The sequence below is a fragment of the Stenotrophomonas maltophilia genome, assembly GCF_006974125.1.
Lineage (GTDB): Bacteria > Pseudomonadota > Gammaproteobacteria > Xanthomonadales > Xanthomonadaceae > Stenotrophomonas > Stenotrophomonas maltophilia_O.
In genome coordinates this window covers 1,670,691-1,693,375 of record NZ_CP037858.1, presented here as the reverse complement: position 1 = coordinate 1,693,375, position 22,685 = coordinate 1,670,691, and the positions used below count along the sequence as shown (strand labels likewise).

15 protein-coding genes are annotated in these 22,685 nt (G+C 67.9%); 9 read left to right on the top strand and 6 right to left on the bottom strand.

Annotated features, from left to right (window positions below; translation table 11 throughout):
* Positions 1-19 precede the first annotated feature (19 nt).
* Together EZ304_RS07665 and EZ304_RS07660 are read right to left on the bottom strand one after the other, a co-directional pair.
* Positions 20-1,348, bottom strand: a complete 1,329-nt coding sequence (locus EZ304_RS07665) for a CitMHS family transporter (RefSeq protein WP_032130486.1) — start codon at positions 1,346-1,348, stop codon at positions 20-22.
* A 75-nt stretch (positions 1,349-1,423) separates the two neighbouring features.
* Complete coding sequence (locus tag EZ304_RS07660) at positions 1,424-2,563, bottom strand: OprO/OprP family phosphate-selective porin (protein WP_142808079.1); 1,140 nt, start codon at positions 2,561-2,563, stop codon at positions 1,424-1,426.
* 242 nt (positions 2,564-2,805) lie between these two features.
* Here EZ304_RS07660 and EZ304_RS07655 point away from each other — a divergent pair, with 242 nt between their 5' ends.
* The 4 genes from EZ304_RS07655 to EZ304_RS07640 are packed head-to-tail and all read left to right on the top strand — an operon-like array spanning position 2,806 to position 6,610.
* Positions 2,806-3,495: a response regulator transcription factor gene (locus tag EZ304_RS07655; RefSeq protein WP_142806715.1), complete on the top strand. Its 690-nt coding sequence runs from the start codon at positions 2,806-2,808 to the stop codon at positions 3,493-3,495.
* On the top strand, positions 3,488-4,879 hold the full coding sequence (locus EZ304_RS07650; protein ID WP_099552034.1) for a sensor histidine kinase: 1,392 nt from the start codon (positions 3,488-3,490) through the stop codon (positions 4,877-4,879). The genes EZ304_RS07655 and EZ304_RS07650 overlap by 8 nt, the downstream gene beginning before the upstream one ends.
* Positions 4,876-5,931, top strand: coding sequence for an ABC transporter substrate-binding protein (locus tag EZ304_RS07645; protein ID WP_142806714.1), 1,056 nt, complete (start codon positions 4,876-4,878; stop codon positions 5,929-5,931). Before EZ304_RS07650 ends, EZ304_RS07645 begins: the two co-directional genes overlap by 4 nt.
* 28 nt (positions 5,932-5,959) lie before the next feature.
* A complete protein-coding gene (locus EZ304_RS07640) occupies positions 5,960-6,610 on the top strand; it encodes a response regulator (protein WP_111204115.1) in 651 nt (216 codons plus the stop codon).
* Between the two features lie 283 nt (positions 6,611-6,893).
* On the opposite strand, the gene EZ304_RS07635 is transcribed toward EZ304_RS07640, so the two are convergent.
* Together EZ304_RS07635 and EZ304_RS07630 are read right to left on the bottom strand one after the other, a co-directional pair.
* Positions 6,894-9,536 carry a hybrid sensor histidine kinase/response regulator gene (locus EZ304_RS07635; protein WP_142806713.1) on the bottom strand — a complete coding sequence of 881 codons (2,643 nt, stop codon included), beginning with the start codon at positions 9,534-9,536 and terminating at the stop codon, positions 6,894-6,896.
* A gap of 68 nt (positions 9,537-9,604) precedes the next feature.
* On the bottom strand, positions 9,605-10,771 hold the full coding sequence (locus tag EZ304_RS07630; protein ID WP_142806712.1) for an OprO/OprP family phosphate-selective porin: 1,167 nt from the start codon (positions 10,769-10,771) through the stop codon (positions 9,605-9,607).
* Positions 10,772-11,103: 332 nt separating this feature from the next.
* Between EZ304_RS07630 and EZ304_RS07625 the strand changes: the two genes are divergently transcribed.
* Positions 11,104-12,447 (top strand): dicarboxylate/amino acid:cation symporter, encoded by a 1,344-nt coding sequence (locus EZ304_RS07625; protein ID WP_099551995.1) that lies wholly within the window; start codon positions 11,104-11,106, stop codon positions 12,445-12,447.
* Between the two features lie 230 nt (positions 12,448-12,677).
* Positions 12,678-14,969: an NADP-dependent malic enzyme gene (locus EZ304_RS07620; RefSeq protein ID WP_005419150.1), complete on the top strand. Its 2,292-nt coding sequence runs from the start codon at positions 12,678-12,680 to the stop codon at positions 14,967-14,969.
* A 413-nt stretch (positions 14,970-15,382) separates the two neighbouring features.
* Here EZ304_RS07620 and EZ304_RS07615 read toward each other — a convergent pair whose 3' ends face one another.
* Entirely contained in the window at positions 15,383-16,126 is a 744-nt protein-coding gene (locus tag EZ304_RS07615; protein ID WP_142806711.1) for a basic secretory protein-like protein, read from the bottom strand.
* Positions 16,123-19,467, bottom strand: coding sequence for a GH92 family glycosyl hydrolase (locus tag EZ304_RS07610; RefSeq protein WP_142806710.1), 3,345 nt, complete (start codon positions 19,465-19,467; stop codon positions 16,123-16,125). The genes EZ304_RS07615 and EZ304_RS07610 overlap by 4 nt, the downstream gene beginning before the upstream one ends.
* Before the next feature lie 421 nt (positions 19,468-19,888).
* Between EZ304_RS07610 and EZ304_RS07605 the strand changes: the two genes are divergently transcribed.
* The 3 genes from EZ304_RS07605 to EZ304_RS07595 are packed head-to-tail and all read left to right on the top strand — an operon-like array spanning position 19,889 to position 22,529.
* A complete protein-coding gene (locus tag EZ304_RS07605) occupies positions 19,889-20,086 on the top strand; it encodes a zinc-finger domain-containing protein (RefSeq protein ID WP_005410967.1) in 198 nt (65 codons plus the stop codon).
* A 15-nt stretch (positions 20,087-20,101) separates the two neighbouring features.
* A complete protein-coding gene (locus EZ304_RS07600) occupies positions 20,102-21,217 on the top strand; it encodes a glycosyltransferase (protein WP_142806709.1) in 1,116 nt (371 codons plus the stop codon).
* A complete protein-coding gene (locus EZ304_RS07595) occupies positions 21,198-22,529 on the top strand; it encodes an O-antigen ligase family protein (protein ID WP_142806708.1) in 1,332 nt (443 codons plus the stop codon). Before EZ304_RS07600 ends, EZ304_RS07595 begins: the two co-directional genes overlap by 20 nt.
* Positions 22,530-22,685: the final 156 nt, after the last annotated feature.

The window sequence follows — 22,685 nt, the reverse complement described above, 5'->3', positions numbered from 1 at the left end:
AAGGCTCCTTGGTAGAGGGTCAGGCGGCGAGCGGGTACAGGCCGAACAGCAGGCTGCCGACCATCAGCAGCATGGAGATGGCGATGGCCCACTTCAGGGTGAACTTCTGGTGGTCGGCGAATTCGACCTTGGCCAGGCCCACCAGCAGGTAGGTGGACGGCACCAGCGGGCTGAGCAGGTGCACCGGCTGGCCGGCCAGCGAGGCGCGTGCCATTTCCACCGGGGTGATGCCGTAGTTGCCGGCAGCCTCGGACAGGATCGGCAGCACGCCGAAGTAGAACGCGTCGTTGGACATGAAGAAGGTGAACGGCATCGACGCCACCGCCGTGATCACCGCCAGGTACGGGCCCCACGATTCCGGAATGACGGCCAGGAAGCTGTGCGACATCGCTTCGACCATGCCGGTGTTGTTGAGGATGCCGGTGAAGATGCCTGCGGCGAAGATCAGCGACACCACCGACAGCACATTGCCGGCATGGTTGACCACGCGGCGGCGCTGCTCGGCCAGGTTCGGGTAGTTGATCACCAGGGCGATGGCGAAGCCGACCATGAACAGCACCGGCATCGGCAGCACGCCGATGATCAGCGCGGTCATCAGTGCCACGGTCAGGGCGAGGTTCACCCACAGCAGCTTCGGGCGCTTGATGTCTTCGGCGTCTTCCACGGTCGGCAGCGGGTTGCTGTCATCGGACACGCTGTTGTCCATCCAGCTGCCGCCCTTGGGCAGGGTCACCACGCCGAGGCGACGGCGTTCCTTCAGGCCCAGGTACCAGGCCAGCAGCAGCACGCCGGCACAGGCGATCACCATCGACGGGATCAGCGGCACGAACACGTCGGCCGGATCGACGTGCAGCGCGGTGGCCGCGCGTGCGGTCGGGCCGCCCCACGGGGTCAGGTTCATCACGCCGCCGGCAAGGATGGTCACGCAGGTCATGTTCAGCGCGTTCATGCCCAGCCGCTGGTACAGCGGCAGCATCGCCGAGACAGTGATCATGTAGGTGGTCGAACCATCACCATCGAGCGAGATCAGCATTGCCAGGACGGCGGTGCCGAGCACGATCTTCATCGGATCGCCCTTGACGAAGCGCAGGATCACCCGCACCAGCGGATCGAACAGGCCGGCGTCGATCATCACCCCGAAGTAGAGGATGGCGAACATCAGCATCACGCCGGTGGGCGCGATCTTCTTGATGCCCTCCAGCATCATCTCGTCGATGTTGGCACCGAAGCCGCCGATCAGCGCGAACAGGATGGGGATGGTGATCAGGGCGACCAGTGGCGACAGGCGCTTGCTCATGATCAAGTACATGAACGTAATGACCATGCCAAAGCCGAGGATGCTCAGCATCATCTGCGGACTCCTTGCGAAAACAGGACGTGGGGAAGTGGAAGGGGCCCGGGCGGCATGCCCGGGGTATCAGGCCTAGAAGTCGTACTGCAGGCGCCCGGTGACCGCGCGCGTGCGGTCCACCGTGACCCCGGCGAGGCGGTCGCGGTTGCGGCTTTCGATCACGTTGAGCATGAAGCGCAGGTTGTCGCGCAGGTACCAGTTGCCACCCAGCGTCCACGCTTCGGTGCTGCCGCGGCGCAGGTCCGGCGCGCCATCGAGGTGTTGTGCACCCCACATCTGGTCGTAGCGCAGCGCCACTTCGAAGGCACCGGCCTTGTGCCGGATGTCCTTCACCCGCGCGAAGCGGCCGGTCTTGCGGTCGTAGGCGCGGCTTTCGCCGGTCACGAACCAGCTGAGCATGCCGTAGGCAGCCATCACGTCGCCACGCTGGGCGCCGTCATCGAAGGTGGCGCCACTGAACTCGCCCTGCCACGACAGCGGGCCGCGCACCTGCGCGTATTCCAGCGACCACTTGTTGACGTCGGTATCGCGGCCGGCGGAGAAGTCGACCAGGGTCAGGCGGCTCTCGTCGGACAGGTGGCCGGCCGGGCGCGGGCGGATGCGCAGGCCGGGCACGCCGTTGGCGCCGGGGTTGTCGTAGGCCTCGCGGGCCAGCGACAGGCCCAGGTGCAGCACGTCACCGTCGCTGGGGGAGGGTGCCCAGGTGACGCGGCCGCCGGCGGCGCGACCCTTCACCTGCCAGGCGTCGATGCTCTCCAGGCTGTAGATGCTGGCCGCCCAGGTGAAGTCACCCGGGTTGGCCTGCCACGACGCACCCAGGCGGTACAGCGGTGCCAGCGTGGTGCCGGCATTGCCGCGCTCCAGGAAACTGCCATAGTTGGAGCTGGTGCGGTCATCCAGCGAGAAGTACTGCTTGAACTGGCCGACGGTCAGCTTGCCGGCCTTGCCGAAGCTGCGTGCCAGGTACACGTCCTTGGCCTCGACGCGGTCGCCGGAGAAATCGGCTTCCAGCTTGTAGTCGACCACGAAGAACTTGCCGGACACGTCAACCCACGCACGGCGGATCTCGGTGTCGTCCTTGTTCGGCGTGCCGCGGTTGTCGTTGTCGAAGGTGGCGAAGTCCAGGTGCAGGCGGCCCCCGAGCGAGGCCGTGACCGGACGATCGTCTTCGGCGGCAAAGGCCGGCGCCGACAGGGCAGCCAGCGCCATCATGGCGGCAGGACGCCGCCAGGCAAACGTGAATTCCACAAACCCTCCCAGGTGCGCGCCAGGCGCGCGGCAATCGTGGGCACCGGACGGTGCGCGGCCGCAGTCTGGGTCGGGCAAGCTGTCATCGTCCTGTCAACGGATTGTGCAGTGCAGCGTAAATCGGCTCGCCGCTGCCTCCGGGCGGGGCCCGGCGAGCGCGGCAGCGGCATGCGGTAGCATTCGTTTCCCCTCCCAACCCCGTGCCCATGCGCCTGCTGCTGGTCGAAGACAACCCGGATCTGGCCGATGCGATCATCCGCCGCATGCGCCGCAGTGGGCACGCCGTGGACTGGCAGGCCGATGGTCTGGCGGCGGCCAGCGTGCTGCGCTACCAGAGCTTCGACCTGGTGGTGCTGGATATCGGCCTGCCCAAGCTCGATGGCCTGCGCGTGCTGGCGGGCATGCGCGAGCGCGGCGACAGCACACCGGTACTGATGCTCACCGCGCGCGATGGCATTGAAGACCGCGTGCAGGCGCTGGATGTCGGCGCCGACGACTACCTGGGCAAGCCCTTTGACTTCCGCGAGTTCGAAGCGCGCTGCCGCGTGCTGCTGCGGCGTACACGTGGCCAGGCGAGCGAGGTGGTGCAGGTCGGTGGTTTCCAGTTCGACAACGCGGCGCACCGGGTCACGCTCGACGGCGAACCGATCGAGCTGCCCAATCGTGAATACCGCCTTCTGGAGATCCTGGTCGGCCGTATGGGCCAGGTTGTGGGCAAGGACGAGATCGGCAACGGCCTGTTCGGCTTCGACGACGAAGCCGGTCCGAATGCCATCGAGCTGTACGTCGGTCGCCTGCGGAAGAAACTGGCGGGCGCACCGCTGCGCATCACCACCGTGCGCGGCGTCGGCTACCTGCTGGAAGCCAGTGATGGCGGTGCCGACGCAGATGGCTGACGCGCGTACCGCGAGTGCCGCGCCGGGCTCGCTGCGGCGCACGCTGCTGCTCTACCTTGGCGCGTTGCTGGCGGTGTTCGCGGTGGCCCTGCTGTTTGCGGCGCGCGGGTATGGCCAGCGCGCTGCAAACCGTTCCTATGACCACCTGCTGGTCTCCTCGGCGCTGTCCATTGCCGATTCGATCGCCCTGGTCGATGGCCAGTGGCAGGTTGACCTGCCTTATGCCGCGCTGGACCTGCTGGCGATGGCCCCGGAAGATCGCGTGTTCTACCGGGTGGCCGACAGTCGCGGCAACCTGATCACCGGTTATGGCGATCTGCCGCCGCCGCCGCGTCGGCCCGGCACGCAACCGCAGCTGTTTGATGCGGCGTACAGCGGCGAGACGGTGCGCTTCGTGGTGGTCGGCCGCAGTTTCGCCGCCGCCTCGGCGCAGGGGGAAGTACAGGTGCAGGTCGGCCAGACCCGGCGTGCCCGCGAAGCGGTGGCGCAGGACATGGTCAACCGTGCGCTGCTGGCGATTGGCGTTCTGTCCGGCCTGCTGCTGGCGCTGGTGGCGTTCGGCGTGCACCGCGCGTTCCGCCCGCTGGTGCGGGTGGAGCGCGAGCTGTCGCGGCGCGAGCCGTCCGACCTGAAGCCGCTGGACGCCCGCGTGCCGCGCGAGATGGACCAGATGGTGGCGGCGTTGAACCGCTTCATGGAACGCCTGTCCAGCAGCAACGAGACCTTGCGCGCGTTCATGGCCGAGGCCGCCCACCAGATGCGTACGCCGTTGGCTGCCCTGCGCGCGCAGGCACAGCTGGCGCTGGATGATGACGATCCGGAAGACATGCGGCGCAGCCTGCAGGCGATCGAGCGCAATGCCACCCATATGAGCCGCCTGCTCAACCAGCTGCTCAGCGATGCCAGCGTGATCCATCGTTCGCACCTGCAGCGCTTTGCGGCGGTGGACCTGGCCGAAACCGTGCACCAGGCCTTGCATGAAGCCCTGCCGCAGGCCGGCCCGGCACCGCGCGTGCAGCTGGCGATGACCGCCGAGCCGGTGCAGGTGCACGGCGACGCGCTGCTGCTGCGCGAGGCGATCAAGAACCTGGTCGACAACGCATTGAAGTATGGCGGCGACGGCCCGTTGCAGATCGCGTTGACCGTGGAAGGCGGGCAGGCCGTGCTGACCATCGCCGACCATGGCGCCGGCATCGCGGCCGCCGATGCCGAGCGCGTCTTCGAACGCTTCGCACGTGGCGACGGTGCACCGTCTGGAGGCGCCGGGCTGGGGCTGGCCATCGTCAAGCGCGTGGTCGACAGCCACGGCGGCCGTATCGACCTGAGCAACCGCCCGCAGGGTGGGTTGATCGCCACCATCCGCCTGCCCCGGAGTACGCCATGATCCGCCTGTTCGCCGCTGCCGTTGCCCTGATGCTGGCCCTGCCGGTACTGGCCGCGCCCGGCGACGTGCGCCGTTTCCCTGCGAAGGGGGCCGTGACGGCGCAGCTGCGCATCCACGGCACCACCGATATCGAAGTATTCGCGGTGGTGATCGCCGATTACCAGCGCCTGCATCCCGGTACCGAAGTGGTGTACGAGGACATCATCACCCAGGATCTGTATGCGCGTTACCTGCATGACCGCGCCGGGCCGGCATCGCCGGACCTGCTGATCTCCAGTGGCATGGACCTGCAGACCAAGCTGGTCAACGATGGCCACGCGCTGCCGCATCGTTCGGCGCAGACCGCCGCGCTGCCGGCCTGGGCGCAGTGGCGCAACGAGGCCTTCGGCATCAGCTACGAGCCGGTGGTGATGGTCTATAACACCCGCGCGATGGCCGTGGCGAAGGTGCCGCACACGCGCCGCCAGCTGCTCGATCGCTTGCGCGCCGAAGGTGCGCCGCTGCGCGGGAGGGTTGGCACCTATGACATCGAACGCAGCAGCGTCGGCTACCTGCTGGCCACCCAGGACGCACAGCGCGGCAGTATCGCCGGTGCGTTGCTGGGTGCGCTCGGTGACAACGACGTGGTGCGCGAGGAACGCACCGGCGTACTGCTGGACAAGGTGGCCAGCGGCCAGCTGTCGCTGGTCTACAACGTGCTCGGCTCCTATGCGCAGGCACGCGTCGATGCCGGCGCGCCGCTGGCCATCGTCGAGCCCGAGGACTACACGCTGGTGGTGCTGCGTACAGCGATGATCCCGCGCACCGGCCCACACCCGGAAGAAGCCCGGCGCTTCCTCGATTACCTGCTGTCACCGCGTGGCCAGCAGGTGCTGTCGCGCGAGGCACGACTGATGCCGATCGTGACCGGCAACGCACGTGGCGAAGATGCACCGGGCCGCAGCCGCCGCCCGATCCAGCTGGGCCCGGGCCTGCTGGTGTACCTGGACGCGCTCAAGCGCCGCCAGTTCCTCGATGCCTGGCGCAGCAGCGTGGAGCCGGCGGGGCGCTGAGGCTCCGGCCTGCACGTACAATGGCCCCATGAGCGAATACACCATCCTGATCGCCGATGACCACCCGCTGTTGCGTTCGGCGGTGGTGCAGTCCTTGCGGCAGAGCCTGCCGCTGGCGCAGGTGCGCGAGGTCGCCAGCGCCGATGCGCTTGCCGCCGCGCTCGACGCGCATCCGGATGTGGACCTGGTGCTGCTCGACCTGACCATGCCCGGCGCGCACGGTTTTTCCGCGCTGCTGCACGTGCGCGGCTCGCATCCGGACATTCCGGTGGTGATTCTCTCCTCCAATGACCACCCGCGGGTGATCCGTCGTGCCCAGCAGTTTGGCGCCGCTGGCTTCATCCCGAAGTCGGCCCCGGCCGAGACCATCGGCGAGGCGGTGCAGGCGGTGCTGGATGGCGGCCTGTGGTTCCCGGCGATGGCCGCCGAACGCTCCGAGGCCGACGCACTGCTGGCCAGCCGCCTGGCCCAGCTGACCCCGCAGCAGTTCCGCGTGCTGCTGTGCCTGGCCGATGGCCTGCTCAACAAGCAGATTGCCTACACGCTGGGGCTGGCCGAGAACACGGTGAAGGTGCATGTCACCGCGATCCTGAAAAAGCTCGAATGCCACAGCCGCACCCAGGCCGCAGTGCTGGTGAAGGCGCTGGAGCCTGAGGGCGACGCCGGCATCGGGTTGTAGTTTCCAGCCAACGGCGCAGCCCCTCGTGGGTGGACACGTAGAGCAGTTCATGGGTGAGGTCGGGCAGGTGGACTGCGCAGGGGCCGCTGCAAGTACGTCCATGTAAGCTCGGTCGCCGCTTGCTCGCGTGCGCAGGACAGCGCACACGAGCAAGCGGCTGCCAAGCCTCCAGGGAAGGATTCACGGCGTCCCCCGCGCACCCAACCCGACCGGCCCACCCACGGCTTCTGCTTTCCACGACCAACCAGACACCACCCACGAGGGGCTGCGCCGTTGGCTGGAATCACCCGCGATGGCGGATCAGCAGCTGACTCATCAGCGCCCGCAGCGCCGGCGGCTTCACCGGCTTGGCCATCATCCCCCAGCCGCGTTCGGTGGCCATCTCGCGCAATCCCGCATCGCGCTCGGCGGTGACCAGCACCACAGGTGGGCGCGCCTGCCACAACTCGGCCAGCGTCTCGTACAGCACCGGGCCATGGTGATCGCCCATGCGCACATCCAGCAGCACCAGCTCCGGCACGGTCGTGGTGCCGGCCAACAGCAACGCGGCCTGTGGGCCATCGGCCAGCATCACCTCGCAGCCCCAGCGTTCCAGCAGCGCGCGGCTGGCCGCGCAGACGTGCGGATCGTCGTCGATCACCCACACCCGGCGCCCGCGCAGCGGGTTGTCCGCCGCCGGTTCCTGCACCAGCACCGGCACAGGAGCAGTAGCGGGAATCGCGCTGGCTTCGCCGAACGGCACGCCCACCGCGAACACGCTGCCCTGGCCCAGCTGCGAGCGCAGGCGGATCGGGTGGCCGAGCAGCCGACCGATGCGGTCGACGATCGCCAGGCCAAGGCCGGCGCCACGTTGCTGGCCGTCGTGCAGGCGGCGGAATTCCTCGAAAATCTCGCCCTGCAGCGCATCGGGAATGCCGGGGCCCTGGTCGTGCACTTCGATCCACAGCAGGCCTCCGCGGCGGCGGCAGCCGAGCAGCACGCGGCCACGTTCGCTGTAGCGCAGTGCGTTGGACAGGAAGTTCTGCAGGATGCGCCGCAGCAGCGCTTCATCGCTGACCACCACCGCAGCGGTATCGACCCAGTCGACCACCAGCCCGCGTGACTGTGCGGCGATGCCGAACTCGCGCGCCAGCGTCTGCAGCAGCGGGCCCAGCCGGAACGCCTGCACACGGGTCGGCAGGCTGCCCGATTCCAGGCGCGCGATATCCAGCAGGCTGTTGAGGATCGCGTCCTGCGCGGCCAGTGCAGCGTCGATGTGGTCGCTGGTCTGCTGCTGTGCCGGGTCGCTCAGCTTGCCGCGCAGTACCGAGACGAACATGCGCGCCGCATTGAGTGGCTGCAGCAGGTCGTGCACGGCCGAGGCAACGAAGCGGGTCTTGTAGCGGTTGGCCTGCTCGGCCTCGCGGCGGGCTTCGTCCAGGTCGCGGGTGCGTTCGGCGATGCGGTGTTCCAGCGCGTCGGCCAGCGAGCGTAGTTCGCGTGCCGCGTTCTTGTAGCTGGTGATGTCGGCATAGCTGGTGACGAAGCCGCCATCGGGCAAGGGGTTGCCACGGATCTCCAGCACCGTGCCGTCGTCCTTCTCGCTCTCGCGCATGTGCGGGCGGCCGCTGCGCAGGTGGTTCAGGCGGCGCTCGATGGCCTCGTCCACCGGGCCGGGACCGAGCAGGCCACGGCGTGCGTTGAAGCGGAACAGTTCCTCGATCGGCCGACCCACGCGGACCAGGTCCAGCGGGAAACGGAACAGCTCCAGGTAGCGCGAATTCCACGCGACCAGGCGCAGTTCCCGGTCAATCACCACCACGCCCTGCGGCAGGTGTTCGAGGCTGCGGCTGAGGCCGCTGTCGGCGTCGGTGGCGGCCTGCAGCAGGCCATCCTGTGCGGTGCGCAGTTCCTGGGCATGCTGCTTGAGCAGGGTTTCCAGTTCGCGGCGGCTGCGCAGGCGGTGCTTGGCCAGGCGCCGGCGCTGCTGCACGAACAGCACCAGGAAGCCTAGTGCCAGCCATGCGGCACCGCCGGTGAGTGCGGCCGCGCGCCCCGCAGATGTGGCTGCACTGGCATCGTGCAGCAGATGCAGGTTCCAGCCTTCGGCAGGCAGCGCCAGGCTCTGCCACAGCATGGGCTGCGGCAACGCCGGGTCCAGCAGGCGCACCATGCGGCCGCCGTCGGCCAGCACGTCCTCGGTACGCGCACGCAGTGGCTGCAGCGCGCGGTCGGCGTACTGCCGGGCATCGAGCATCTCGCGGCGCTCGTCGGCGCCCAACGGGCGCAGCAGGCGGTAGCGCCAGTTGTCTCGGTTGGCCAGGAACACCACGTCGTGGTCGTCACTGGCCAGCACCACATCCGGGCTGCTCAGCCATTCCTGTTCCAGCGCCGACAGCTCGACCTTGATCACCACCACGCCCAGCCGCTGGCCACCTTCCTCGATGGCCTGCGACAGGTAATAGCCGGGCACGCCGGTGGTCATGCCGATGCCGTAGAAGCGACCACGGCCCTTGGCCAGCGCCTGCCGGTAATACGGGCGGTAGCTGTAGTTCTCGCCGACATTGGTGGTCGGCTGGTCCCAGTTGCTGGCCGCGACCGCCACACCGTCGTGGCCGACCAGGGTCAGGGTCGAGGCACGGGTGACTTCATTGGCGCGTTGCAGCTTGAGGTTCAGCCGCTGCCGTTCGGTGGGCGAGGGTGGCACACGCAGCGCGTGCAGAAGATCCGGATCCAGCGCCAGTACCTGCGGCAACGTGCCGAAGCGGTCGATGCGCTGCTGCAGGCCCTGGCCATGCAACTGCAGCTGGCGTTGTACCTGGCTGCTTTCCTCGCCCAGGGCGCGCCGCCATGCGTAGTGGCCGGCGGCCACGGCACACAGCACAGTGCCACCGACCATCACCAGGATGGTCAGCAACAGCATCCGGTGGCGGCTGAGCCAGTACATGGCGGCAGTCTACGCAGGGCCGGCGGGCGTGGTGTACACGCCCGCCGGGTTCTGACACGTGGAAGGGATCAGAAGTGCATCTGCGCGCGCAGTTCGAAGATTTCCGGGGTGCTGTGCACGCCACGGCGGCTGGCATCGACCTTGACGTAGTTGGCCTGGAACTTGAAGTGGCTGGTCAGGTACCAGTTCGCACCCAGGGTGAGGTCGTGCTGGCGGCCACCAAGGATGCTGCCATCGTCGAGGTCCATGCGGCTGTAACGGGCCACCAGTTCCACCGCGCCGTAGTCGTGCGCGGGCTTGATGTTGGCCACGGCACCTGCGTTGTACGGGCGCGATTCGCCGGTCAGCACCCAGCTGGCCATCGCGTACTGGCCGCTGCCGGTGTAATCCGGCAGGCCCTTGCGGGTGATGGTGGCCTGCAGGGCTTTGGCCTGCAGCGAGAACGGCCCGCGGATCCAGATGCCTTCCAGGCCGGTACGGCGGATCTGGTCAGCGGTGACCAGCGCGCCGGAGTCGACGTAGCGGATGTCGGTCAGGCCGGCTTCCGGGCGTGCGCGCAGGCGTGCGCTGGCCTCGTGGTGCACGTCACGGCCATCGCTGTAGCCGCGCGGATTTTCCTGCGAATAGGCCAGGCCCAGGTGGATCACGTCACCCGGCGCCTTTACCGGAGTCCACACCGCACGCACGGCCTGGGTGGTGCCGGGGTTGTCACCCTGCAGGTCCTTGCCGCCATAGGCGCCGGCCTGCAGCAGGTACTGCGGGCGCTCCAGCACCCATTCCACACCCGTGCGGCGGCCGGCGTAGAAGGCCTGCACGGGCAGCGCGGTTTCCAGGAAGCTGCCCGCGCGCGACGAGGTGTTGGCGTCCAGGCCGACCGGGGTCTTCATGTAGCCGAAGCGGAAGCGGCCGATGTCGCGGCCGAAGAAAGCCTTGCTCTCGAAGCGCACGAATACGTCCAGCCAGGTGTCGGACTGGAAGTCGTAGTAGACCATCGCGTCGTAGACGCCCTTCTTCTTCAACGTCGCGCCGAACTCCTTGCGGCGCACGGCGTCGTCGTCCTCAAGGCCGCTGCCCGAGGAGAAATCGTTGTAGTCGTAGGCGATGTTGGCGGTAGCGGCCAACTCGGTGCCGTCGCCGAAGGCGTACTTGGTCGGCCAGTTGTCGAAATCGGCAGCCGAAGCGAAGGCGGGAAGCATGGCCAGCGACAGGGCCAGCAAGGTGGGAATCGGGCGCATGTTGGGTGCGGCTCTCTCAGATTGCGTGTGGACAGGACAACAACGGCCGCAAGGGCCGGAACTTTCGCAATGACGCGCCCAGCCGTTCAGCTCGGGCCACCGGCCTCCCCGTGATCGGGCGGTGCGGCGCCAGTGTAGGCACCACGGCCACCTGAACCGGGGGGCTAGTACCAATAGGTTATCTGCGCCGGCGTGCCCGGCGCGTACAAAGGCGTCCATTGGTCGCACCCCCTGCGCGTGCAGCACAGGGCCTGCGAGCAGTTTCCACGGTAACGGTTCCCGCGCTGTCCCGGGGCCGTACGTGCCTGAAAACGCCCCTTCCGGAGTCCGCCATGCACATCCCGACCGCAGCCCCGGTGCCTGCAAAGCCGTTGCCGATCTATCGCCAGCTGTATTTCCAGGTGATCGTGGCGATCGTCCTGGGCGCCATCCTCGGCCACTACGAACCGCTGATCGGCGAGAAGATGAAGCCGCTCGGCGATGCCTTCATCAACCTGGTGAAGATGATCATCGCGCCGGTGATCTTCCTGACCATCGTCACCGGCATCGCCGGCATGACCCACCTGCGCACGGTGGGCCGCGTGTTTGCCAAGGCGATGGCGTACTTCCTGTTCTTCTCCACGCTGGCGCTGATCGTCGGCATGATCGTGGCGCACGTGGTGCAGCCCGGCGCCGGCATGAACATCAACCCGGCCGAGCTGGACCAGACCGCGGTGCACAGCTACGTCGAGAAGTCGCACGACCTGACCCTGGTCGGCTTCCTGATGGACATCATTCCGAAGACGCTGGTGAGCGCCTTCGTCGACGGCAACATCCTGCAGGTGCTGTTCATCGCGGTGCTGTTCGGCATCGCGCTGGCATCGGTGGGCGAGAAGGGCAAGCCGATCCTGAACTTCCTGGAGGCGCTGGTCGCCCCGGTGTTCAAGCTGGTGCACATCCTGATGAAGGCCGCCCCGATCGGTGCCTTCGGCGCGATCGCCTTCACCATCGGCAAGTACGGTGTCGGTTCGCTGGTCAACCTGGCCTGGCTGGTGGGCTCGTTCTACCTCACCGCGTTCCTGTTCGTGGCGGTGATCCTGGGCCTGGTCTGCCGACTGTGTGGCTTCTCGGTGTTCAAGCTGGCGCGCTACCTGAAGGCCGAGCTGCTGCTGGTGCTGGGCACGTCCTCGTCAGAGTCGGCGCTGCCGTCGCTGATGGAGAAGATGGAACGCGCCGGCTGCAGCAAGTCGGTGGTGGGCCTGGTGGTCCCGACCGGCTACTCGTTCAACCTGGACGGCACCAACATCTACATGACCCTGGCGGCACTGTTCATTGCCCAGGCCACCAACACCGAACTGACCCTGGGCCACCAGATCGCCCTGCTGCTGGTCGCCATGCTCAGCTCCAAGGGCGCGGCTGGCGTCACCGGCGCAGGCTTCATCACCCTGGCCGCCACCCTGGCCGTGGTGCCGGAGGTACCGGTGGCCGGCATGGCACTGATCCTGGGCGTGGACCGCTTCATGAGCGAATGCCGCTCGCTGACCAACTTCATCGGCAATGCGGTGGCCACCGTGGTGGTCTCGCGCTGGGAAGGCGCGCTGGACCGCAATCGCCTGCAGCTGGCGCTGGACGGCCGCGAAAGCGAACTGCCTCCGCCGGTGGACGTGCTGCCCGAGGCGCTGCCGGCCAAGGGCTGATCCAGGTGTGTGGTACCGCGGGGCCGATCACGATGGTGGTACGGCCCCGCGGCGTTTCAGGGCGTCCCATGGCTGTCATCGGGGGCGCCGATGCTGGTATCCCGATACCGTCGCATACGGCACGGAATTGTGCGGTCGCAGCATGCCTGCGACAGGATAGCGACAGGTCCAGACGCTCCAACGGGGGTATCATCCCCTGTCCCTTCTGCCCATTCATGTAACCCACATCGATGTCCAACGAAGATTTCAAACAGGCCGCCCTCGATTACCACCGGATGTCTCCGCCCGGCAAGATCAAGGTTTCCGCTACCAAGCCCATGCTGACCCAGCGCGACCTGTCGCTGGCGTATTCGCCGGGCGTGGCGTACGCCTGTGAAGCGATCAAGGCCGACCCGCAGCAGGCCAGCGAGCTGACCGCCCGCGGCAACCTGGTGGCGGTGATCTCCAACGGCACCGCGGTGCTGGGCCTGGGCAACATCGGCGCACTGGCCGGCAAGCCGGTGATGGAAGGCAAGGGCGTGCTGTTCCAGAAGTTCGCCGGCATCGATGTGTTCGACATCGAGGTGGATGAGACCGACCCGGACAAGCTGGTCGACATCATCGCCTCGCTGGAGCCGACCTTCGGCGGCATCAACCTGGAAGACATCAAGGCCCCGGAGTGCTTCGTCGTCGAGCGCAAGCTGCGCGAGCGCATGAAGATCCCGGTGTTCCATGACGACCAGCACGGCACGGCGATCATCGTCGGCGCAGCGGTGCTCAACGCCATGGCGATCACCGGCAAGAAGATCGAAGAGGTGAAGCTGGCGACCACGGGCATGGGCGCGGCCGGTATTTCCTGTGTGAACATGCTGGTGCAGCTGGGCCTGAAGCCGGAGAACATCCTGGCCTTCGACCGCGAGGGCGTGATCCACACCGGTCGTACCGACCTGGATCCGGAAAAGCAGCGCTATGCGCGCGATACGGACAAGCGCACCCTGGCCGAGATCGTCGACGGCGCGGACATCTTCCTGGGCCTGTCGGCCCCGGGCATCCTGACCGCCGACATGGTCAAGACCATGGCGCCGGATCCGGTGATCTTCGCGCTGGCCAACCCGACCCCGGAAATCATGCCGGAGGTGGCGCGCGCCGCCCGTCCGGACGCGATCATCGGCACCGGCCGTTCGGACTACCCGAACCAGGTCAACAACGTGCTGTGCTTCCCGTACCTGTTCCGTGGTGCGCTGGACGTGGGCGCGACCGCGATCAACGAGGAAATGAAGATCGCCTGCGTGCGCGCCATCGCCGCGCTGGCGCGCCGTGCCGCCACCGACATGGGCTCGGCCTACGGCGGCGAGACCCCGAGCTTCGGCCGTGAATACCTGATCCCGCGCCCGTTCGACCGCCGCCTGCTGGTGGAGCTGTCGGCCGCCGTGGCCCAGGCCGCGATGGACTCGGGCGTGGCCTCGCGCCCGATCGAGGACATGGGTGCCTACCGCGACAAGCTGGCCCAGTTCGTCTACCGCACCAGCCTGATGATGAAGCCGGTCTACGACCGCGCGCGCAGCGACAAGCAACGCGTGGTGTACGCCGAAGGCGAAGAAGAAGTGGTGCTGCAGGCCGTGCAGAACGTGGTCGATGACGGCTTGGCGCACCCGATCCTGATCGGCCGCCCGGAAGTGATCGAGTCGCGCATCGAGCGCCTGGGCCTGCGCCTGAAGATCGGCGAGAACGTTGAAGTCACCAACATCAACGACGACCCGCGCTTCAACGAGTACTGGCAGTACTACCACGGCCTGACCGGCCGTCGTGGCGTGACCGTGGCCGCGGCGAAGAACCTGATGCGTTCGCGCCCGACCCTGATCGCGGCGGTGATGGTGGCCCGTGGCGAAGCTGATGCGATGCTGACCGGCATTGTCGGCCGCTTCCACAAGAAGCTGGGCTACGTGCGCAGCGTGCTGCCGCTGGAGCCGAAGGTCACCTCGACCTCGGCGATGACCGGCGTGATCAACCAGCAGGGCGTGTTCTTCTTCGTGGACACCCACGTGCAGGAAGACCCGACCGCCGAGCAGCTGTGCGAAGCGACCCTGCAGGCGGCCTACCGCATGAAGCTGTTCGGCATCGAGCCGAAGGTGGCCCTGCTGTCGCACTCCAACTTCGGCAGCCACGATTCCAAGGACGCGCTGAAGATGCGCCAGGTGCGCGAGCTGCTGCTCAAGCGCAACCCGCGTCTGAACGTGGATGGCGAAATGCAGGGCGACACCGCATGGGATGAAGCGCTGCGCCAGAAGCTGCTGCCGGGCTCGACCCTGCAGGGCCGCGCCAACCTGTTCGTGCTGCCGAACCTGGAAGCGGCCAACATCGCCTACAACCTGGTGCGCGTGTTCACCGATGGCGTGGCGATCGGCCCGATCCTGATGGGCGTGAACAAGCCGGTGCATATCCTGACCACCAGCGCGACCTCGCGCCGGATCCTGAACATGACCGCCATTGCGGCGGTGGATGCGCAGATCCGCAAGCAGCTGGAAGCGGAAAAGAAGGCATAAGCCTTCTTTCCAGCGACAGCTGCAGAAACGCGCCCCACGGGGCGCGTTTCTGTTTCCGCGCAGCGGAAACGGGTAGTGCCGGCCGCTGGCCGGCAACCCCAGTCATGTCCAGATACACACGGCGGCCGGCTCTACCGCCGGCCTGTGCCACACGCGCTACGCAACCCGGTCATGTCCCTGCAACGCCGTTGCGGCCCAATACGCCCACGCGGCCTGGCCGTGGGAAGGGACCGGACCGGCCTTCCCACCCTGGGCCCGACCAACTTTCCATGGGTGAGGGTGTCATGCGCAATCGAGTGACGCGGCGGTACTTCCAGCAGCTGTTCGCGCTGTACGCCGGTTTCGTGCAGTCGCGCTGAGGCGGCGATGCGGTAGCGCCGGGCAATGCCCGGCCAATGCGTGGTGCGTGGGCGTCAGTGCCGCTTGCCGCGGCGCGCTGGTGCCGGCGGCGGTGCATCCGAACGCGGCTTGGCATACTGCGTCCACAGTGCCGGCAATGCCTTGCCGGTGTGCTTCTGCCACAGCGCTGGCGTATAGCGGCCCTCGCGCAGGGCCTTGTCCAGCGCCAGCACCAGGCCGGGATGCTCGGCCTCGGCCCACTTCAGGAACGCACCGGTCACCCGGTAGCCGCTGTCGACGTTCTGGCCCTTCTCGACCTTGACCGGCAATGCCCAGCCGGCGGCGGTGTTGTCCATGCCGTAGCGGTCGCGCGCGTAGTCGGCGATGCCTTCCACCAGCCAGCCCGGCACCCGTGCATCGCCGTAGCAGGGATAGCCCTGCACGATGTGCATCGCCTCATGGGTGACCAGGTCGATGTCGTTCGGGTGCTGCGCCAGCCAACCTGGATTGATGGTGATCGTCGCTGCCTGGTCCTTGTCGCCGACGAAGGCGATGCCGGTGTAGGCCGGATCGATCACGATGCGCACCATCGACGGCGCGGCCGGATGGAAGTCCGCGCGTTCGCGCAGGTAGGCGAAGAAGAACGTATCGATCACGCGCTTGCGCTGCGGCGCGGCCAGCGCGCCACGCGCGTCCTGGTAATTCAGCGTCACGCCGTCGCGGGTCAGCTGCGTATCGAACGCCTGGGTCTGGCCGAAACTTGAGAAGGACAGGGCAACAAGGGCCAGAGGCAGAAGACGGAAGCGCATGCCGCTCATTGTACGGTGCCGGCCGCCAGCAGTTCGATCTCCGCCAGCGGCAGTCGTGCCGGTGCCGCCAGGCGCAGGCGGTACTCGCTGTAGCGACCGGGTTTGGCGATGCGGAACGGACGGGTCTGCCGGGCGGATTCGAAGTCTTCGCCGCTGCGCTGGTCGAGCACGGCCCAGCTGCCGCTGCCGTTGCGCGCCTCCAGCGTCCACTCCCCGCCCTGGATACGGCCGTCCCCGCAGGTCAGCGTGTACATCGTCGGGGTGCCCTCGGCCAGGCCGGTCAGCGCGATGGTTGCGCCGCCTCCCAGGCCCACTGTCGTGCCGGCATCGTCATCGAGCAGCGCGGGCAGGGCACGGCCATCGGCCAACGTCGCCTTCGCGCCACTGCCGAGCAGGTCGTGCAGCAGCTGCGGTCGCTGGCCGCGCGCGGTCAACGAGCGCGGCACATCATCCACGCCACTGCCCCAGCGCGAGGGACGGGGTCCCATCACGAAGTCGAGAGTCGCGCCCTTGGCGATCAGCTCGTGCGGCACCCAGGTCTTGGTCCACGGGGTACCGTTGATCTTCAGCGACTGCACGTAGACGTTCTCGCGCGAGTTGTTGGCCGCATTCACGGTCAGCACCGCGCCACCCTGCAGCTCCACCCGTGCATGCTCGAATGCCGGCGAGCCGATCACGTACTCCGGGGCGCCCATGCGCAGCGGGTACAGGCCCAGCGAGGCCAGTACGTACCAGGCCGAGGTCTCGCCGTTGTCCTCGTCGCCCGGGTAGCCCTGGCCGATCTCACTGCCCACATACAGCCGCGACAGGATCTCGCGTACGTGCTGCTGGGTCTTCCATGGCTGCCCGGCGTACAGGTACATCCACGGGATGTGGTGCGCCGGCTGGTTGCTGTGCGCGTACATGCCCATGCGCACATCGCGTGCTTCGGTCATTTCATGGATGGTGCCGCCGTAGGAACCGGCCAGTGCCGGGTCCGCGGTTTCCGGTGTGGCGAAGAAGGTATCCAGCTTCGCCGCCAGCTTTTCGCGGCCACCGTACAGCGCCGCCAGGCCCTCGCCATCGTGGGCGGCGGTGAAGGCGAAAGTCCAGCCATTGGATTCGGTGTAGTCGTGGCCCCACACACGCGGGTCGTAGGCCTTGGCGTCCACGCGCCAGCGACCATCGGCACGACGGCCCTGGAAGAAGCCGGCGACCGGATCGAACATCGTCGCGTAACTGGCGGCGCGATGGCGGAAGTAGTCGGCCTCGGTGCTGTAGCGCTCGCGTGCGGCCGGTGTGGTCGCGCGCTTGGCCAGCGCATCGGCCATGTTGGCGATGCCGAAATCATTGAGCGCACCTTCCATCGTCCATGACATGCCCTCATGCACGTCGGCGCTGGCGTAGCCACGGAAGGTCGAACGGTCCATGCCCTTGCGGCCGACATGACGGTCGGGCGGGACCACGGTCGCGTTCTTCAGCGCGGCCGCGTAGGCCTCTGCCGGATCGAAGCCGCCGATGCCTTTCAGCCATGCATCTGCAAATGCCACGTCCGAGCTGGTACCGACCATCAGGTCAGCGTAACCCGGCGACGACCAGCGCGCGATCCAGCCGCCAGCGCGGTACTGCTCGATGAAGCCCTGCACCATCTGCCCGGCATCGTCGGGCGTGAACAGCGCATAGGCCGGCCAGGTGGTGCGGAAGGTGTCCCAGAAGCCATTGTTGACGAACACTTTGCCGTCGCGCACGGCGGCAAAGGTGCGGGTCGCGCTGCCATCGGTGTTGTCATCGCTGGCGCTGGCCTGGTTGGCGTAACGCCAGTCGGGTATGGCCGCGCTGCCCACGTTCTCGTGGCCGGAGTTGGGGTACAGGTACAGCCTGTACAGGCTGGAGTACAACGTGGTCTTCTGATCGTCGCTGGCATCGCCGATGTCGAAGCGGGCCAGGCGCGCATCCCACGCATCCTGTGCGCGGCCGGCCACGCTCTCCAGCGTATCGGTGGCGGCGATCTCCAGCGCAAGGTTGTGTCGTGCCTGCTCCACCGAGATCAGCGAGGTAGCGATGCGCATGGTCACCCGCCGGTCGCTGCCTGCATCGAACTTGATGTAACCGGTCGGGCGGCCGGTGTTGAGGCGCCCACTGCCGCGCCAAGGCTTGTCGAAGCTGGCCACCACGTACATGCGGCTGGCGCCGTTGGACAGGCCGCTGCGCGTGTCGGTGTAGCCGGACAGCGTCTGCGTGGCGGCGTCCAGAGTCAGGCCACCGCGTGCATCGACATTGTCGAACAGCAGGTTGGCGTCGCCGCCCTCGGGGAAATCGAAGCGGAACAGCGCGGCATGGTCGGTCGGCGCGATCGATGCCGCGACGCCGTTGTCGAAGCGCACATCGTAGCGATACGGGCGGGCGCTCTCGTAGCTGCGGTCGAACGACAGCGCACGCTTGCGGCGGTCGGCCTCCGGCACACCACGGCTGGCCGAGGGCATCACCTGGAAGGTCTGGCGGTCGCCCATCCACGGGCTGGGCTGGTGGCTCAACGCAAGCGCCTGCAGCTGCGGGCGGTTCTGTGCGTCGTTCTGTTCGTTCCAGCGGTAAAGCCAGTTCAGTGCGCCGGCATCGGTCACCGGGGTCCAGAAATTGAAGCCGTGCGGCACCGCCGTGGCCGGGAAATTGTTGCCGCGCGAGAAGGTGCCGTTGGCCTGGGTGCCACGGGTGGTCAGCACCCAGTCGGAGACGCGCTGCGGCTGTGGTCGCGGCTGAGCATCCAGGCGCACGTCGTCGATCCAGCCGGACACCGGCGCACCTTCGGCACTGGCCACCTCCAGTTCGATCGCCACCACGCGGCGGCCCTTCAGCGCGGGCACGTCGCCCAGTCGCACCGCCTTGCGTGCCCACTGCTGCGGATACAGCGTCTTCGACTCGCCCTGTGCGTGCGCGCCAAGGGCCACGCCGTGCTGGTCACGTGCCGCACCGGCCGAAACGCGGTTGCCATCGTCCAGCCGCAGATCCAGTGAGACATAGGTCGAGGCCACGCTGTCCTTGCCGACGATTTCCGGCAGCACCAGCCACGACAGGGTGGTGTCGGCCTCGATCGGCAGGTCGGTCTTGAACAGTTCGCGCCGCGCGCTGCTGCCTTCGCTGCTGTAGCGCAGTGCATGCAGGCCGCTGTAGCCCGCATTGCGCTTGGCGGCGTAAGGCGCCGCGGGGCCGTTGCCGATCGTGACCTGCAGTGCACCCGCGGCCTGCGAAGGGGCGGGTTCGCCGGGCTCGAACGAGGTCTGCAGTCCCTGTGCCAGCACCGGCATCGCAGTAGTCGCACAGGCCAGGGCCAGGGCGAGTGGAAGCAGGGCGCGGCGTGGATCGGACAGGGTCATGCAGGAGTCTCCCGGAAGGGCAGGCGGCGGGCAGAACCCGCATCGGCGGACACCACGGGCAGCATCGCTCCGCCCGCCGCGATGGCAGTGGAAGAGGCGATGCTGGTCCGGTGGGGGCGGGCCATGCGATCGGGTCGGATTGGGGCAGGCCGATTCACGACCTGGCCCGATCCTGCAACAGCCGTGGCAACCTGACAAGTGCCATTTAGTTCGATCCAAATGCGGCAAATATCGCGGTCGGCAGGATTCCGGTACAAACCCGCACGGGCGACCGGGGCTTCCACGCAGGCAGACCGCCCCGGGTGCCGTGCAACACCACGCGGAATCGGCCCGCGGCGCCCAAAGACCTGTTGCGGCGCCATGTCAGGGCAGCCCGGATGCTAGAATCACAGGCCTCGCAACCCGTTCATCGACATCCGCCATGAGCCATACCGCCACCGCGCCCGCCAACGCCGAGAAGCGCTACACCGTGCACCGCAGCGATCTTCCGCTGAGCTGCCCGACCCCGGAAATGGCGCTGTGGAACTCGCATCCGCGCGTGTACCTGCCGATCGAAGACGAGCCCAACGGCGAAGCGCAGTGCCCGTACTGCGGTTCCGTGTTCGTGCTGGCCGACTAAGCGGTCGCCCCCTCGATGCGCCGATTGACCGTGGTGCAGTTGCTGCCGGCGCTGCACTCCGGTGGTGTCGAGCGCTCGACCCTGGAAATCGCTGCGGCCCTGGTGGCCGCCGGCCATCGCGCGCTGGTGGTTTCCGCCGGTGGCCGCCTGGTGCAGCCGCTGCTCGATAGCGGTGCCGAGCACCTCACCCTGGACATCGGCCGCAAGTCGCTGCTGACCCTGCGCCATCTGCCGACCCTGCGCCGCTTGTTCGCCGAGGTTGGCGCGGACATCGTGCATGCCCGCTCGCGCCTGCCGGCATGGCTGGGCCTGTACGCGATCCGCGCCCTGCCTGCCACGCAGCGCCCGCACTGGGTGACCACCGTGCACGGGCTGAATTCGCCCAGCCGCTACAGCGCAGTGATGACCAGCGGCGAACGCGTGATCTGCGTGTCCAACACCGTGCGCGATTACGTGCAGCGGCACTACCCGACCGTGCCCGAACAGGCGCTGCAGGTGATTCCGCGAGGCGTCGATGTGGCCCAGTTCCCGCGCGTGGCGCGTGCCGATCGCCGTCCGCGGTTGGCGCTTGCGGCAGATTACCCGTGGCTGGCGCAGGTTGAAGGCCCATTGCTGCTGTTGCCGGGGCGGGGCACCCGCCTGAAGGGCCATGCCCACGCATTGCAGCTGCTGGCGGATGTGCGCGCCGCTGGCGTGCCGGCACAGTTGTGGATGCTGGGTACCGATGAACCCGGCCGTGAAGCCTACGTGGCCGACCTGCGCCGGCAGGCGGCCGCGCTCGGCGTGGCCGGGGCCGTGCACATCAGCACACCGACCGCGCGCATCGCCCAGGCCTACGCGGCCAGCGACCTGGTGCTGCAGCTGTCGGACAAGCCCGAAGCGTTCGGCCGCACCGTGGTCGAGGCGCTGTCGGTGGGCCGCCCGGTGCTGGGCTGGGACCATGGTGGCGTCGGTGAGCTGCTTCGGCAGCTGCAACCCGCAGGTGCCGTGCCGCTCGGCGACGCGCGCGCATTGGGTGAACGTGCGCTGGCCCTGCTGGCCCAGCCCCCGTCCTTGCCGACCCGCATCCCGTTTACCCTGCAGGCCATGCAGCGCGATACCCTCCGCCTCTATGCCGACCTCGCCGGCTGACCCTGCCGTCATCGCGCGTGACGACCGCGCCGGACGCTGGGCGCCCTGGTGGGTGCTGGCGTACGTGGCGATGTGGCCGTTGCCGGGCATCGCCGAAACCGTGTTGGGCCTGGGCGCGCTGTACGCCGCGGCGCGCATGGTGATGCGCCGCCTGCAACGCCGCCCGCATCTGTTGAGCACGGCGGCCTGGGCACTGACGTCGATCCTGTTCCTCGGCTACTGGCTGCCGCAGGCATTTTCCGCATTCGATGCGATCGATCCGGCGGCCTCGTGGACCAAAGCTGCTGCGGGCCTGCGCTATCTGCCCTTCATGTGGCTGGTGGCGATCGCGGTGGCCACGCCGGAGCGGCGGCGGCTGACCTTCGCAGGGCTGGCGCTGATCACCGGCGCATGGACCCTGGATGCGCTGGTGCAGGCCGTGGCCGGCACCAGCCCATGGTTCTGGTCACTGGAACACCTGAAGCTGGCGGTCAGTGGCCACGCCCTGTGCCCGGCCGATGAGGCCGCACTGGCCGACCGCCTCAGCGGCGCACTGGGACCGTGCAACCTGAAGTTCGGCCAGGTGCTGGCCAGCCTGTCGCCGTTCCTGCTGCTGCCTGTCGCGCGGCGCTTTGGCAATGTGGGCTGGCTGCTGGCTGCCGCAGCGCTGGGCAGCGTGTTGCTGCTGGCCGGTTCGCGCGCCTCGTGGATCACCTTCGCGCTGGTGCTGGCCTACAGCGGTGTGCGCCAGTTCGGCTGGAAACGGCTGGCCGCGCTGGCGCTGGTGGCGGTGCTCGGCGCCGGCGCGCTGACCGCCAGCGTGCCGCAGCTGCGCGAGCGCTTCGCGCGTACGGCCATGGCCCTGGATGGGGGCGAGCGTGGTGTCGACGAGGCCCTGTCAGGGCGCGCGCGGATCTGGGAAGCTGCCGCCTGCATGATTGAAGAGCACCCGATCAATGGCGTGGGTGCGCGTGGTTTCCGCGACGCTTATCCCGCTTGCGTGGCGGAGGATGGGCCGGCGGTGTGGGGCAATGCCCCGGCGTTGCATGCCCACCAGATCGTGCTGGAAATCCTCGCAGAGACCGGAGTGATGGGCCTGTTGCTGTGGCTGGCGGCCGTGGCCCAGGCCTGGCGTGCATGGCGCTACGCGCCGGCGATTGCCCGCGAACGCGCGCGTCCGGCGATGCTGGCGCTGGCGGTGACCGTGTTCCCGCTGAACACCCATCTGGCGTTCTATTCGGCCTTCTGGGGTGGCCTGACCGTATTGCTGGCCGCGCTGTTCGCCGGCAGCCTGCTGGCCCGCGACGCGGACGACACGCCGTCCGTGGCGTGATCGTCCATCCACGCATGGCGTGGCTCTACTGCACGTACCGAACAAACGTCCCCATGGTGGATCCACGCCATGGCGTGCATGGGGCGGTCACCGAACGAATGTCGCCGTAGTAGATCCACGCCATGCGTGGATGGGGCTTTACCGACGCAAACACGC

Bases quoted from the DNA above. Each gene is read 5' to 3' on its own strand.
- EZ304_RS07625 (WP_099551995.1), top strand. From the start codon at position 11,104: ATGCACATCCCGACCGCAGCCCCGGTGCCTGCAAAGCCGTTGCCGATC.
- EZ304_RS07605 (WP_005410967.1), top strand. From the start codon at position 19,889: ATGAGCCATACCGCCACCGCGCCCGCCAACGCCGAGAAGCGCTACACC.
- EZ304_RS07610 (WP_142806710.1), bottom strand. From the start codon at position 19,467: ATGACCCTGTCCGATCCACGCCGCGCCCTGCTTCCACTCGCCCTGGCC.
- EZ304_RS07660 (WP_142808079.1), bottom strand. From the start codon at position 2,563: ATGATGGCGCTGGCTGCCCTGTCGGCGCCGGCCTTTGCCGCCGAAGAC.
- EZ304_RS07645 (WP_142806714.1), top strand. From the start codon at position 4,876: ATGATCCGCCTGTTCGCCGCTGCCGTTGCCCTGATGCTGGCCCTGCCG.
- EZ304_RS07640 (WP_111204115.1), top strand. From the start codon at position 5,960: ATGAGCGAATACACCATCCTGATCGCCGATGACCACCCGCTGTTGCGT.
- EZ304_RS07615 (WP_142806711.1), bottom strand. From the start codon at position 16,126: ATGAGCGGCATGCGCTTCCGTCTTCTGCCTCTGGCCCTTGTTGCCCTG.
- EZ304_RS07595 (WP_142806708.1), top strand. From the start codon at position 21,198: ATGCCGACCTCGCCGGCTGACCCTGCCGTCATCGCGCGTGACGACCGC.
- EZ304_RS07655 (WP_142806715.1), top strand. From the start codon at position 2,806: ATGCGCCTGCTGCTGGTCGAAGACAACCCGGATCTGGCCGATGCGATC.
- EZ304_RS07630 (WP_142806712.1), bottom strand. From the start codon at position 10,771: ATGCGCCCGATTCCCACCTTGCTGGCCCTGTCGCTGGCCATGCTTCCC.
- EZ304_RS07620 (WP_005419150.1), top strand. From the start codon at position 12,678: ATGTCCAACGAAGATTTCAAACAGGCCGCCCTCGATTACCACCGGATG.
- EZ304_RS07600 (WP_142806709.1), top strand. From the start codon at position 20,102: ATGCGCCGATTGACCGTGGTGCAGTTGCTGCCGGCGCTGCACTCCGGT.
- EZ304_RS07665 (WP_032130486.1), bottom strand. From the start codon at position 1,348: ATGCTGAGCATCCTCGGCTTTGGCATGGTCATTACGTTCATGTACTTG.
- EZ304_RS07650 (WP_099552034.1), top strand. From the start codon at position 3,488: ATGGCTGACGCGCGTACCGCGAGTGCCGCGCCGGGCTCGCTGCGGCGC.
- EZ304_RS07635 (WP_142806713.1), bottom strand. From the start codon at position 9,536: ATGTACTGGCTCAGCCGCCACCGGATGCTGTTGCTGACCATCCTGGTG.